This is a genomic window from Thalassospira alkalitolerans (genome assembly GCF_002115745.1).
Lineage (GTDB): Bacteria > Pseudomonadota > Alphaproteobacteria > Rhodospirillales > Thalassospiraceae > Thalassospira > Thalassospira alkalitolerans.
Genome location: NZ_JFKB01000001.1, coordinates 116,305 through 129,182, shown reverse-complemented (window position 1 = coordinate 129,182; position 12,878 = coordinate 116,305). Strand labels below are relative to the sequence as shown.

At 52.8% G+C, this 12,878-nt stretch carries 12 protein-coding genes; 3 read left to right on the top strand and 9 right to left on the bottom strand.

Translation table 11 applies throughout. The features are described 5' to 3' along the window. From TALK_RS00560 to TALK_RS00520, 9 genes are all read right to left on the bottom strand, one after another. Positions 1-2,328: a 3-hydroxyacyl-CoA dehydrogenase/enoyl-CoA hydratase family protein gene (locus tag TALK_RS00560; protein WP_085615674.1), complete on the bottom strand. Its 2,328-nt coding sequence runs from the start codon at positions 2,326-2,328 to the stop codon at positions 1-3. Positions 2,329-2,336: 8 nt separating this feature from the next. Next, entirely contained in the window at positions 2,337-3,473 is a 1,137-nt protein-coding gene (locus tag TALK_RS00555) for a thiolase family protein (RefSeq protein WP_085614812.1), read from the bottom strand. Positions 3,474-3,518: 45 nt separating this feature from the next. Continuing rightward, positions 3,519-3,923 (bottom strand): MerR family transcriptional regulator, encoded by a 405-nt coding sequence (locus tag TALK_RS00550; protein WP_085614810.1) that lies wholly within the window; start codon positions 3,921-3,923, stop codon positions 3,519-3,521. Between the two features lie 110 nt (positions 3,924-4,033). Next, positions 4,034-5,719, bottom strand: coding sequence for a long-chain-fatty-acid--CoA ligase (locus tag TALK_RS00545; RefSeq protein ID WP_085614809.1), 1,686 nt, complete (start codon positions 5,717-5,719; stop codon positions 4,034-4,036). Between the two features lie 97 nt (positions 5,720-5,816). Beyond that, positions 5,817-7,130 (bottom strand): OmpP1/FadL family transporter, encoded by a 1,314-nt coding sequence (locus tag TALK_RS00540; RefSeq protein ID WP_085614807.1) that lies wholly within the window; start codon positions 7,128-7,130, stop codon positions 5,817-5,819. 54 nt (positions 7,131-7,184) lie between these two features. Beyond that, positions 7,185-7,856: a DUF6134 family protein gene (locus tag TALK_RS00535; protein WP_085614805.1), complete on the bottom strand. Its 672-nt coding sequence runs from the start codon at positions 7,854-7,856 to the stop codon at positions 7,185-7,187. 23 nt (positions 7,857-7,879) lie between these two features. Next, positions 7,880-8,176, bottom strand: coding sequence for an SCP2 sterol-binding domain-containing protein (locus TALK_RS00530; RefSeq protein WP_085614803.1), 297 nt, complete (start codon positions 8,174-8,176; stop codon positions 7,880-7,882). A gap of 242 nt (positions 8,177-8,418) precedes the next feature. Then, positions 8,419-9,075, bottom strand: a complete 657-nt coding sequence (locus TALK_RS00525) for an RT0821/Lpp0805 family surface protein (protein ID WP_139833679.1) — start codon at positions 9,073-9,075, stop codon at positions 8,419-8,421. Next, entirely contained in the window at positions 9,072-9,305 is a 234-nt protein-coding gene (locus TALK_RS00520) for a hypothetical protein (protein WP_085615670.1), read from the bottom strand. The genes TALK_RS00525 and TALK_RS00520 overlap by 4 nt, the downstream gene beginning before the upstream one ends. 284 nt (positions 9,306-9,589) lie before the next feature. Here TALK_RS00520 and TALK_RS00515 point away from each other — a divergent pair, with 284 nt between their 5' ends. The 3 genes from TALK_RS00515 to TALK_RS00505 all read left to right on the top strand — a co-directional run bounded on the left by TALK_RS00515 (position 9,590) and on the right by TALK_RS00505 (position 12,875). Continuing rightward, on the top strand, positions 9,590-10,231 hold the full coding sequence (locus TALK_RS00515) for a LysE family translocator (protein WP_085614801.1): 642 nt from the start codon (positions 9,590-9,592) through the stop codon (positions 10,229-10,231). 80 nt (positions 10,232-10,311) lie between these two features. After that, on the top strand, positions 10,312-11,589 hold the full coding sequence (locus TALK_RS00510; RefSeq protein WP_085614799.1) for a CynX/NimT family MFS transporter: 1,278 nt from the start codon (positions 10,312-10,314) through the stop codon (positions 11,587-11,589). 221 nt (positions 11,590-11,810) lie between these two features. Then, complete coding sequence (locus TALK_RS00505) at positions 11,811-12,875, top strand: hemin-degrading factor (RefSeq protein ID WP_245829613.1); 1,065 nt, start codon at positions 11,811-11,813, stop codon at positions 12,873-12,875. Positions 12,876-12,878: the final 3 nt, after the last annotated feature.

The window sequence follows — 12,878 nt, the reverse complement described above, 5'->3', positions numbered from 1 at the left end:
CTAATTTCGCAACGGCTTGCCGGTCAGCAACATATGCTCGACCCGGGCCATGGTGCCTTCGTTACGAACCAGACGCATGAAACCTTCGCGTTCCATTTCCAGCATGTCGTCTTCGGAAAGTTCTTCGGTGATGTCGGTATCGCCGCCCGCCAGAACCCGGGCCAGTTCCCCGGCAACCACACGGTCATAATCGGTGGCCTTGCCCTGACGGTGGAAACTATCGACAGCCATTTCAAATGCCACCCGCGCACTTTCGCCCGGCAGGCGATAGCTAAATTCTTCGGGGGCTTCGTATCCATCGACCATCAAAAGCGCGCGTGCCTTGGCATCGGCGAGCAAACGATTGCGGTTCATGGTGATGCCGTCACCGGCACGGAAAAACAGGTTTTCCTTGGCTTCCATTGCCGATTTGGCGACGGTGGCGACAGAAATGATTTCAAATGCCTTGGCACTGGCTGCCATCGGACCCTTGACGAATTTTGGATTTTCCGCCCAACGACGGATCATTTCCTTGCATCCGCCCCAGGCCGGGATCAGGCCAACACCGGGTTCGACCAACCCGATATAGGTCTCGCCATGGGCCTGCACCGCATCACAATGCAGTAAAACTTCACAGCCCCCGCCCAAGGCAAGGCCACTGGGGGCACCAACCACCGGGAACGGCGAATATTTCAGCGCCTTGTAAGTTTCCTGACCGGTTTCAACCAGATTTTCGATTTCCGGCCATGCGGCGATATTGGCGGCAAACAGCGCCAGACCAAGGTTTGCCCCGGCCGAGAAATTGCTGCCCTCGTTATAGATCACCATCGCCTTGAACTGCTTTTTCACCGTTCGGATCGATGTTTTGACCATGCCCAAAAGTTCGGCATCAATGGCGTTCATTTTGGTATGGAATTCAAGACAGGCAACACCGTCGCCAATATCCCAAAGCGATGCAGCACGGTTGCCGACCACCGGTTTGGATTTGCGTTTGATGTCTTCTAACAGCAAAACCCCATCCGGGCGGGTGACTTTGGTGTATTTACCGTCAAAGCCAAGGAAAAACAGGCTACCGTCCTCGACCTTGTAGAACGATTTGCCGGCCGCCTTTTTCAACAAAGCCGGAACTTCGATCCCATCGGCCTCCAGCATCGAAATCAGGACATCAACACCGATGGTGTCGATTAATTCGAACGGCCCGGTTTTCCAGGCATAGCCAAGCTTCATCGCATCATCGACATCGACGATTGAATGGGCGGCTTCCTCGGCGATGAAGGCGGCATAGGCAAGGGTTTTGGCCATGACGGCACGGCCATAAAGGCCGCCCTTGTCATCGGCTTCCATCAGTTTGCGCGGGTCTTTACCCGCAAAGCGCACGCTTTCAACGCGGGCTTTTTCCGATTTGGCAAATTCGCCAGTCTGAAGGTTGACCGATTCTTTAACCTTCTGGCCGCCGTCGCGGTTCAGGCGGTAAAACCCACCCTTGCCCTTGCGCCCGGTATAGCCATCCGCGATCAGTTTACTGACCAGCGGGCTTTCGCGGTAAATTGCATGGAATGGATCGGATTTATCAAGGGCACCGGCCATGCTGCCCTGAACATGGGGCATCAGGTCAAGCCCGACCAAATCCATCAGGCCAAAGACGCCGGTTTTGGGAATACCAAACGGACGTCCGATAACGCTGTCGGCTTCTTCGACGGTCAGACCGCGATCCATGGCCTCGACCATGGCGGCTTGAACCCAGTACACGCCAAGGCGGTTGGCAATAAAGCCCGGTTTGTCGTGGCAGGTGACACAGGTTTTGCCAAGTTTGCGATCCGCAAAATCGGCGACCATGTCAATCACGCCCTTACGGGTCGATCCCGATGCCACCAATTCCAGCAACCGCATATAGCGCGGCGGATTGAAAAAGTGGGTGATGATAAAATCTTGGGCAAAGCCCGCATCCATACCACCGATCAGGGTTGCGTGCGGAATGGTCGAGGTGTTTGACGACACCACCGATCCCTTGGCGCGAACCTCATCGATCTTGCGATACAAATCCTGTTTGATATCAAGGCGTTCAATGACGGCTTCGATGATCCAGTCGCACGTGGCCAGTTGATCAAGGTTGTCCTCGATATTGCCGCATGTGATCAGCTTGGCAACCCGTTTGGACATAAAGGGTGCCGGATCGGTTTTTAGCATTTTGGCAACCGCACCCTCGGCAACCGCATTACGGTTTTTGGCACCTTCGGGAACGATATCAAGCAACAAAACGGGTGTGCCGGAATTGGCGATATGCGCCGCGATCCCGGCCCCCATAACACCGGCGCCGATAACGGCGACCTGTTTGATGTCTTTTGTCATATCGGCCATCACATCGCCTCCAGAATGGTCGCGATCCCCTGACCCCCGCCAATGCATTGTGATGCAAGGGCGTATTTGCCGCCTTCACGTTTCAGAAGGGCTGCGGCCTTGCCAACAATACGCGCACCTGTCGCCCCCAGCGGATGACCGAGTGCCAATGCACCACCATCGATATTGACGGTTTTGATATCAAGACCAAGATCGGAAATGCTGGCCATTGCCTGTGACGAGAAAGCCTCGTTCAGTTCAACAATGCTCAGATCGGATGCGGTGATACCGGCACGTGCCAATGCCTTTTTCGATGATCCGACGGGGCCAATGCCCATGATTTCCGGCAGGCAACCATCAACCGCGACCGATTTGATGCGAGCAAGCGGCGTCAGACCATGCTTTTTGGCATATTCTTCCGAGCAAACCAGAACCGCAGACGCCCCATCGGTTAGCGGCGAAGACGTTCCGGCGGTGACAACACCATCGACTTTAAAGGCTGGTTTCAGATCGGCAAGTCCTTCGACCGTGGTCTCGCCACGGATACAGCCATCCTCGCTAATTGGGCCATCTGGACCCTCGATCGTGATGATTTCATCGACAAATTTACCTGCGGTTTGGGCGCTCGCCGCTTTCTTGTGGCTTTCAACCGCGAATGCTTCTTGATCGGCGCGTGACAGACTGTATTTTGCCGCAACATTTTCAGCCGTGTCACCCATGCCCATATAGGCCTCGGGCATTTCTTTATACAGGGCCGGATTTGGCATCGGGTTAAAGCCCATCATCGGCACACGCGACATGCTTTCGACACCGGCACAGATAAAGGCATCCCCTGCACCAATGGCAATGGCACCGGCGGCCTGATGGATTGACTGCATGGATGACCCGCAGAAACGATTGACCGTAACACCGGCAACCGACCGTGGCAGACCAGCCAGGAACGTCACCAGACGGGCGACGTTTAATCCCTGTTCGCCTTCGGGAAAGGCACAGCCCAGAATAAGATCCTCGATCGTGTTGGGATCAATCCCGGTTTTCTCTACCAAACCTTTGACGACCTGTGCGGCAAGGTCGTCGGGGCGAACCTTGGCAAGGGCCCCTTTGCGTGCAGGGGTAAAAGGCGACCGGACATATCCGGCAATTACGGCATTGGTCATGGCGAGTATTCCTTCCTGAGCTGTCAGCGATCCAGGCGCAAATTATTACGGTACCGAATCGAGTTCTTTTTCTTTAAGCGCATCAATCGATTGCTGTTCGATTTCACGCAATTCATCCAAAGTGACGTCCAGTGCCTGGCGTTGGTCTTCCAAGGCGTCTATCCGGTCCCGGACCCGGGTCAGCAGCATCTTGATTTGCTCTGCCTGGGTTGGGTCCGCGCCATAAAGATCCAGATAATCTGCAATCTCACGCAACGTGAACCCCAATCGCTTGCCCCGCAGAATGATCAGCATCCTTGCGCGGTCCTGCCGGGTGTAAACCCGGGTGGTGCCAGCACGTTGCGGTTCTACGAGACCCTTTTGTTCGTAAAACCGGATGGTGCGCGGTGTGACCCCCAGATTTTCAGCCAGTTCGGGAACGGTATAAAACCGGTCGTCAAGTTTCGTCATTTGATCGCCCTTATCGTATCAATTTTTCTCTTTACGTCAATTAGTTTACGTTAACGTCACATGGATTTTTTCCATTATGTGTGAGGTGACGTTAACGTATTGATTTTATGCTATTTTTTCTCTCGTTTCAGACGTTCTTCCTCGACTAATTCTTTCTTCGACAGCTTGCCAACCATGGTTTTGGGAAGTTCTTCACGAATTTCGATTTCGCGCGGCATCTCGATTCTTGAAATCTTGTCATCCAGAAATGCGCGAAGGTCTTCGCTGGTAACACCGGTAACACCATCCTTTAACCGGACAAATGCCTTGGGTGCCTGCCCGCGATAGGGGTCGGGAAGGCCGATGACGGTGACCTCTGCGATTTGGTCATGCAGATAAAACGCTTCTTCGATGGCGCGTGGGTAAACATTATAACCGCTACACAGGATTATGTCCTTTAGACGATCAACCAAAAAGGTATATCCGTCCTCATCGGCATATCCGACATCGCCGGTTTTAAGCCAGCCATCAATAAAGGTCGCATCTGTCGCGTCTTTGTTTTGCCAATAACCCGGCATGACTTGCGGGCCTTTGACACAGACTTCGCCTTTTTCACCCACCGGCATGATCTGGTCGGGCCGATCCAGCGATCTGATCTGAATATCGGAACCTGGCATCGGAATGCCAATCGATCCTTCCTTGTTCAGGCCCTTGACCGGATTACAGGTGCAAACCGGGCTGGCTTCGGTCAGGCCATATCCTTCAACGACCTTGGCGCCGGTAATTTCCTCGAATCGGTGTTTGACCTCAACTGGCAAAGGCGCACCGCCTGAAATGCAGCACCGCACGGATGAAAGGTCGTGCTTTAGTGTTTCGGGTGAATTGTTGATGGCGGTATAAATCGTTGGAACACCGGGAAAGATGGTGACATTTTTTCGATCCAGCGTTTTTAACAACGCATCAAGTTCAAAGCGCGGATGCAGCACCAGCTCCGCCCCAAGGTTGATCGAGGTATTGAGCGCTACCGTCATGGCAAAGACATGGAAAAACGGCAAAACGCAAAGTGTTACTTCATGCCCCGGATTGGCATCTGGCATCCAGCGGGTCAACTGGTCGACATTGGCGCTGAGGTTGCCATGCGTCAGCATCGCGCCTTTTGGGCGACCTGTGGTGCCGCCGGTATATTGCAGGACGGCCAGATCATCGACTTTAACATCGGTGACAAAACTGATTGGCTTGCAATTGGTCAGCCGCGAAAACGCGATATGGCGTAAATCCTTGGGGACTTCGGCCAGTTCGCTGCGTTTGAACAGGTTGAAAAGAACGCTCTTGACGGGTGACAGAATGTCGCTCATTTCACAAACGACAATCCGCTTCAGACAGGTTTCATCCAGGCAAGCGGCAACCTTGGGATAAATCTGTTTCAGGTTCAGGGTGACCATAATGCGGCACCCGGAATCCTCGATCTGATAGGCGATCTCGCGCTTGGCGTAAAGCGGATTGAAATTGACAACAACCCCGCCGCATTTCAACACGGCGTAATAGCAAATCACATAATAGGGCGTATTGGGCAGGCACAGCCCGACCTTGTCACCCTTGCGCACACCAAGCTGGTGGAAGCCTTCGGCGACGCGATCAATTTGTTCGGCAATGTCTTGGTATTCGTAAATGCGACCCAGAAAGTCGAGACACGGACGCTTGGCAAAGCGTTCCGCCGCGGCATCGAATATTTCGTGCACCGGGCGCATCCGCACTGGCGAGCTAATATCAACACCGTTTTGCAAAACAGGGCCGTCTTGGACGTTTATTTGGTTCATCTGCGTTAACTCCATTACGTTAACGTCACCTTGCGGGCAAAAAAAACCGCCCGGCGCGAAGGGGGATCACCCCTGTCGCACCGAACAGTATAACCGATCAGAACTTCAATTTCGCTTGTATGGCAATAATGTCGACGTGTGCTTCATACGAAGCTTTAAAGGTGCCGAGCTGGGTGTCGCTGAGGTTGACATCGGCGTCTTGGGCGAAGATGTGTGAATACCCCAACGAAATATCTGCCCAATCAGCTGCTTTATAGGTTGTGCCAAGGGATACCCAGTACCGGTCGGAATCAGGCAGGCGAACATTCCGATATTTGTCTTTTATCGGGGTTTCGTCATAGGCAATGCCGCCGGTAAAGGCCCAGTTTTCGTCATACTGATAACGTGCACCAAGGGCGCCGAACCAGGCACTGCCCCATTTGTATTCGTCAGAGGTGGACGTCGAAGTGGCAACAGCTGCATTGGTTCGGCCATCGAATTTGAATGTCAGTGTGTCGATGGTGTTCCAATTCGTCCACTGGGCATCCGCCATAACTGTCCATTGATCGTTAAGTTTTTGTGCGATGCCGAAAGTAACGGATTCCGGGGTCGCCACCGTGGCTGAAACATTACGATCTGTATATGGTAACGCAAAACCTTTGGCCGCACTGTCAAATTTAATCTTGCCTTCAAGATCGTGTTCGACCTTGGATATATAAGAAAGACCAATTGTCGTCGCCGGGGTGATTTCCCAGTTCAGGCCAGCGGTCCAACCATAGTCAACAGAATCCCCGCTGACTTTACTGCTGCCTTCACCTGCACCAGCAAGGTTATCGACAGTTTTGGAAAATTCTGCATCCAAGTACTGGATTTGTGGACCTGCACCAATGGAAAGGCCGTTACCAAAACGATAGGCCAGCACGGGTTTGATATTAATGGTTTTGATCGATGATGTGGTGCCATAGTAACGACCGGCAAAATCACCTTCGTAGTCCGTTACCAAGCCCCATGGGGATGCGATGGAAATACCAAGATTGAGTTGCTCGTTCAATTTCCAGACGGCATAGGCATTTGGAACGAATGCATCGTTTGCCATGTCTTCGCCGCTTGAGCTGCTGAAGCTCTGTGTGTTGTTGAGTGTGCCACCCGAAGCGGAGACATTTTTTGCCTTTGCAACCGGGATGATGATCGTACCGCCTGTGCTATAACTGGTTTCGTCGTATTGTCCTACGGTGCCGGGGTTATAGAACATGGTCGACGCATCGGATGACAATGTCGACATACCCGCAAAGCTTGACCCCTGAAGGGTGCCACTGGTTTCGCGGACCTGAAAGCCCGAGGCATGGGCGTTGCCCGATGCGGCAAGTGCGCAAATAAGTGCGGTTCCCGAAGCTGCCCCCCACAGGCAGCCTTTCTTGAATTTGGACGTCATGGGTATCTCCCTGGATCTAAACGGTTTTGGAATTTGCGCTTTTTGCGCCCGCTTTTATTTTTGAAGGTTTTTTGCATCGACCCGTACAAAGTCGATGTCGTAACCCTTTCTTTTAAAACTTGTTTTTAGAAGCTTGCCATCGATGCCATACCAAAGGTCGCGGTCAACATCCCCTGACATGACATAGTGTGTGGCCGGTGTTTCCCGGTTTTCAATCGCAAGCGTCTCTGTCCCGGTTTTCCGGGTTGTCACAGCGTAAGGTTCTGCATTGATTACGCTGTAAAGGCTTGTTTTGGCGGTGATATCTTCGCGCCAAAGTGTAAGAGGCCAGGCACCATCACAGGCATCACGCTTTGCAACGCGTTTCCCGGCGACTTCATAGCAATCGCCGTCATATTCAGCCTTGTAAAGATATGGGGAGCCATCATCATTTGTATCGGTATCAACCGATACAAGCTGATTGTCCCGCCATATTTCCGTGCGTTCATGGCCATACTGGAATTGAAGGAAAAGGACCTTAACATCCGTACGGGTTTTTATCTTGGCAGTGTAACCATCGGGCGTATCGGTGATTTCCACCGTTTCGAACCCGATGGGTTCGCCTTCTTTCAAAACCTGATAACTCAATGTTTCATCTGCATAAGCAGATGTCATTGCACCAAGGCTTCCGATAAATCCGGCGGCCAAAGTGCAAAGAACGGTGCCTTGTATAAAGCTGTGCCGCATCTTTGTTCCCCTGACGGTATAAATCAGTCCAGCATGGATGAAAGTTTTGCCGCGACTCCCATGGAGCCCTTGATCTTGAGCTTGCCCATTGTAAAGGCGAGCATCGGATCGAGTTTTCCGGCAATTAACTTTTCCAGATTGGCTTTTTTGATTTTCAGGATGCAGTCCGCGTCATTAATATCATCGTCGCTGATTTCCGGTTCTGGCCCGGTGGCATCGATGACAATCTGTCCGTCCTCACCGCAATCAAATGCAACCACAGCATTAAGTCCGCGCAGTTGCGGTAGTTTCTGTCTTACGGATTCGAGGATAGTTTCCACGAACGCCTCCCTCTGAAGCTAGTGTTGTTTTTCTGATTATGTCATTACTGTAGCGCAAAGTGACGTTAACGTAAAACAAATAACGGTTGGGGTAGTTGATCGGCGATTAAGTCACTGATATGGAAATATAATCGGCCTGAAAACAGTCCCGAAATGTCATAAAAAATGCCCGGATTAACCGGGCATTTCAAAGAGTTTCCAAAATTTAATGCGCGCATAGGTCGCAATTGTGAATCTGGAGATTACGATACGATCTGCCAGCTTCCATCGGGTTGCATGCAGGCTGTACCAAAGGTTTTCTGCTGTTTTCCATCAATTACAGCGCTTGCAGTATATTCCCGGCAATACCGGCCATCGGTGTTTTCCCAGCTACGGGTTGGTGTGATGTCGAATTGGCGCTGCGACTCCGGGTTGATCCAGTGTGCGGTTTGGCCATCGGGAATTTGTTGAAGGGCATAACCGGTGCAGGTGATATCGCCATGGTCCGGATTGTGCCCGGCGCCATACCCGCCAAGCAGACCCAGGATCGCCCCGCCGATCATTTCCGCATGGGGATCTGTGCCTGTGCCCCTTGCTAAACCGGCGGGGGATTTTGCATCACGGCCGGGGATGACATCTATCGCGCCTCGGTTGCATCGAAAGGCGTTACCATCAGAAATGAACATGTCGGGTCGGGGGTGTTGATGGGGGATTTTAGCTGGGCCAAAGTTCTGTTGTGGTCGGGAATGCGGCGCATTTTGCATTTCGCGGTTGCCATGTGCCGCGGCCCCGGGCCGCTGATCGGCAAGGGCATGTGTTGGAAATGCAATTGGTATTGCAATACCGATCAAAGCAACAACGATCAGATTTCGCCATACTCTTTTAAGCGGGCGTGCAAGGCGTAATTGGGGGTGGTTCATTTCCGTCGCTCGTCATTTTCGTGAAGAATATAACCGGCACCGGTGCCGACAAGCCCGCCAATGACTGCACCACAGGAAATGCAGCCGCCCGTAACCGCCGTGCCGACGACACCGACGCCGGCACCAATCGCCGCACCGCTTAACATTTTCTGATCTCTGTCGCCCAGCCCGCTACAGGCCGACAATCCTAAACTGCCCGCAAGGGCCAGCGCAATGGCTGCATGTCGCATTTTCTGGTGTCCTTCCCGTTTGTTTTCGATGGCGAAGATCGGGGAATTGGATACGTCGCCTAAAACATCAGTCTGCCGGATCATTGCGGAAGAGGTTAGGCCGTTTTATGGGAAGATTAGGGCATATCAGTGTCTACAAGCATAAAGGTTTGCGAAATTTCGGGCCGAAATTGATCAAATGGATGCCCGTCATTTGCGTTGAAAGGGGGCTGTCATCCCGTTAGCTTGGTGAAATTAAAACAACCGAAACAAGAACACGACCAGACAGGGTTAAGGGGAACGTCATGACATTTGCTGCGTGGTTGTCCGTTGCGACAATCTGCATTCTTGGCGCAATGACGCCCGGGCCCAGTCTGGCCGTTGTTTTGCGATATTCGGTCGGGCAGTCGCGTCAGGCAGGGTTTGCCTGTGCGTTGGCGCATGGTCTGGGCATTGGCTTTTATGCCGTCATCACCATGACCGGTCTGGGGCTTCTGTTTCAGACGGTTCCCGCATTCCGCAATATTGTCAGTGTGCTGGGCGCTTTGTATCTGATCTTTCTTGCGATAAAGGCCTGGCGGGCGGCCGGGGCGACCGATGCTGGGTCGCGGTTTCATGCCGATCCGGGGCAACGGGCTGCCAATACTATGGCACATGCGGCCCGCGACGGTTTTATGATCGCCTTCCTAAACCCCAAGATCGCGCTGTTCTTTCTGGCATTATTCAGTCAATTCGTGTCCCCTGAATTCGAATGGGGCGGCAAGTTCGTCCTGGCGTTTACGGCGGCGGGCATTGATGCCGCGTGGTATTGCCTTGTTGCCATTGGGTTGTCCCATGGCGCGGTTTTGCCATGGTTGCGCGATCATTCGATGTGGATTGAGCGGATCATTGCGGTTCTGTTTGTTGTAATTGCGATGCGTGTGCTGTTTGGTATTTTACCGATATAGCTGTCCATTTCGTGATCTTTTGGTCATAAGGCCCAAGATACTCAGGCTTTCCCCGCCACTCTATTCGCCGGAGCATTCCGATGACCAGACATCAGGATGGTGAAAAACCGTCTGTTGCCGCACAAACGGTAACCCCTGTTCAGAAAAATCAAAATGCGATCTCGGCGGACGGGGCATCGCGGGCGTTTCGCCGCCTTGGGCCGCATATTGGCTTTTTGCTGGCCCTTTTGCTGCTGGCGGCAAATATGCGCGGCAGTATCGTTGCCATGGGGCCGCTTGCCGAGATTATCGGTCATGATCTGGTTCTTTCGGGAACCCAGCTTGGCTTGCTGACGACGATCCCGGTGCTAAGCTTTGGCGTGCTGTCGGTCTTTGCGCCTCGTCTGGGGCAGCGGTTCGGTCTGGAAGCAACACTTCTGACCATGTTGCTTTTCATCGCGATAGGGCAAGGGCTTCGCGCCACCGGAAGCTATGGCATCATGATTGTCGGGACGATCATTCTTGGATCGGCGATTGCGGTTTTAAACGTGCTGACACCGTCACTGGTGCGGCGCAGTTTTCCAACCCATGTTGCCCTGATTACCGCCCTTTACACCTTTACCATGTCGACCGGGGCCACGGTTGCGGCATTCGTTGCAATTCCGATACGAAATGCGGCGGATGGTGATTGGCGTTATTCGCTGGGCATTTGGGCGGTGTTTGCCGCGATTGCCTTTGTCTTTTGGCTGCCGATGTTGCGGTATCGCCACAAGGGCCCCGTGCCTGTGGCAGTTACACCGGTTTCGTTGTGGAAAAATGCCGAAGCTTGGTGGCTGGCACTATTTTTCGGTTGCCAATCGTTAATGTTTTATACTGGTACGGCCTGGGTCGCGAAGGTCTTCATTGATCGTGGTATTGCCGAAGCCGAAGCTGCAACTCTTTTAACGATTTTCAATGTATTTGGCATTCCGGCGGCCTTTGCCGCACCACTGATTTATTCAAAAATCGCGAATAAGAAACTCGCCATGATCATTTTGCATATTCCGCTGATGGTCGGCATTCCGGGCTTTGTCTTTGCAACTACGGAACTTCCGTATCTTTGGGTGTTTTGCATGGGGCTTGGTCAGGGCGCGATGATCAGTATTGCCCTGACGCTTGTCGGTATTCGCGGGGCTGATCCGCAAACATCCGCCCGGCTTTCAGGAATGTGTCAATCGGTTGGGTATTTGTTGGCCGCCCTTGGTCCGGTGACGTTTGGTGCGCTTCACGATGTGCTGGGTAATTGGCAGGTCGCCTTGACCTTGTTGTTTGTCATTGTTTGTATTCAGTTGATCGCCGCGCTGCGCGCCGGATCGGCTGAGAAAATTGGCGCGTCATAACTCCCACCCAGACCATGACCCGGTCGATTCCAGGGAAATAGCGTAAAGGCGGCATTCGGTTGGATGCCGCTTTTTCTTTGGGGCGGGATATAAAAACATGATGATAATAATTATTATTAACATTAATATCAGATATTCGATTGGTTCGCTCGTTTAAGCAATGGGGGCGTGTCTTGTGCGGACAAGACACCAAATCCTGTGAGGCGAATAGGGATATATCAGTGATTTCAGAAAAAGTTAAAGATGCTTGGGTGGCGTTCTCTGCCGGAACGGCCAAGGGATATGCCGTTGATATTGCCGCCGAACTTGGCGTGACCGAGGGTGAATTGGTTGCAAGTGGCTGTGGGCGCAACGTTGTTCGGCTTGATACGGACTGGGGTGATTTGATCGCGCGTCTGGAAGACCTCGGCGAGGTCATGATCCTGACGCGCAATAAAAATGTCGTGCATGAAAAAACCGGGACCTTTGGCAACGCCAGCATCGGTGGCGAGATGGGGCTGGTGCTGAACGGTGATGTTGATCTGCGTTTGTTTTTGGGGCGCTGGGGCCACGGGTTTGCGGTTGAAACCCAAAACGCAAAGTCAGGTCGCCGCCGGAGTATCCAGTTTTACGATCATGATGGAACGGCAATCCACAAGGTGTTTCTGACCGCAAATTCGAACGCGGATGCCTATGACGCATTGGTTGCGGATTATCGTTTGGAAAATCAGGCGCCGGGTATTGATGTTTTGCCGTCGTTGCCCAAACCGGTAACCCGGTCAGATGACGATGTTGATGTTGAAAATCTGCGTGCCCATTGGCAGCGCATGACCGATGTCCATCAATTCCACAGCCTGCTGAAGGATTTCAATGTCAGCCGCCATCAGGGTCTTCGCCTTGTGGGCAGGGATCTAGCCGAAAGGCTGGAACCCGGATCGCTCAGGATTGTTTTGGAATCTGCGGCCCAAAGCGGTCTTTCGATCATGGTGTTTGTCGGCAATGGCGGGGCGATCCAGATTCATACCGGCCCGGTGGAAAATATCCGCGAAATGGGCGATTGGATCAATGTGATGGATCCGCGGTTTACGTTGCATCTTCGTAATGATCTGATAGCCGAGGCTTGGTTGGTGCGCAAACCGATCCGCGAGGGTGTTGTTACAACGGTTGAACTTTATGACGCCGAGTTTAGCAATTTCGCCATTCTGTGTGGCGAACGCGCACCAAAAAGCCCGGAAAACCCGGAATGGCAGAAACTGGCCGAAGGCCTGCCGCGATTTGACGGCACACAGGCAGCGGTGGCGGAGTAAGAA

Coding starts and splice junctions, on each gene's coding strand:
- TALK_RS00560 (WP_085615674.1), bottom strand. CDS start 2,328: ATGACAAAAGACATCAAACAGGTCGCCGTTATCGGCGCCGGTGTTATG.
- TALK_RS00555 (WP_085614812.1), bottom strand. CDS start 3,473: ATGACCAATGCCGTAATTGCCGGATATGTCCGGTCGCCTTTTACCCCT.
- TALK_RS00550 (WP_085614810.1), bottom strand. CDS start 3,923: ATGACGAAACTTGACGACCGGTTTTATACCGTTCCCGAACTGGCTGAA.
- TALK_RS00545 (WP_085614809.1), bottom strand. CDS start 5,719: ATGAACCAAATAAACGTCCAAGACGGCCCTGTTTTGCAAAACGGTGTT.
- TALK_RS00540 (WP_085614807.1), bottom strand. CDS start 7,130: ATGACGTCCAAATTCAAGAAAGGCTGCCTGTGGGGGGCAGCTTCGGGA.
- TALK_RS00535 (WP_085614805.1), bottom strand. CDS start 7,856: ATGCGGCACAGCTTTATACAAGGCACCGTTCTTTGCACTTTGGCCGCC.
- TALK_RS00525 (WP_139833679.1), bottom strand. CDS start 9,075: ATGAACCACCCCCAATTACGCCTTGCACGCCCGCTTAAAAGAGTATGG.
- TALK_RS00520 (WP_085615670.1), bottom strand. CDS start 9,305: ATGCGACATGCAGCCATTGCGCTGGCCCTTGCGGGCAGTTTAGGATTG.
- TALK_RS00515 (WP_085614801.1), top strand. CDS start 9,590: ATGACATTTGCTGCGTGGTTGTCCGTTGCGACAATCTGCATTCTTGGC.
- TALK_RS00510 (WP_085614799.1), top strand. CDS start 10,312: ATGACCAGACATCAGGATGGTGAAAAACCGTCTGTTGCCGCACAAACG.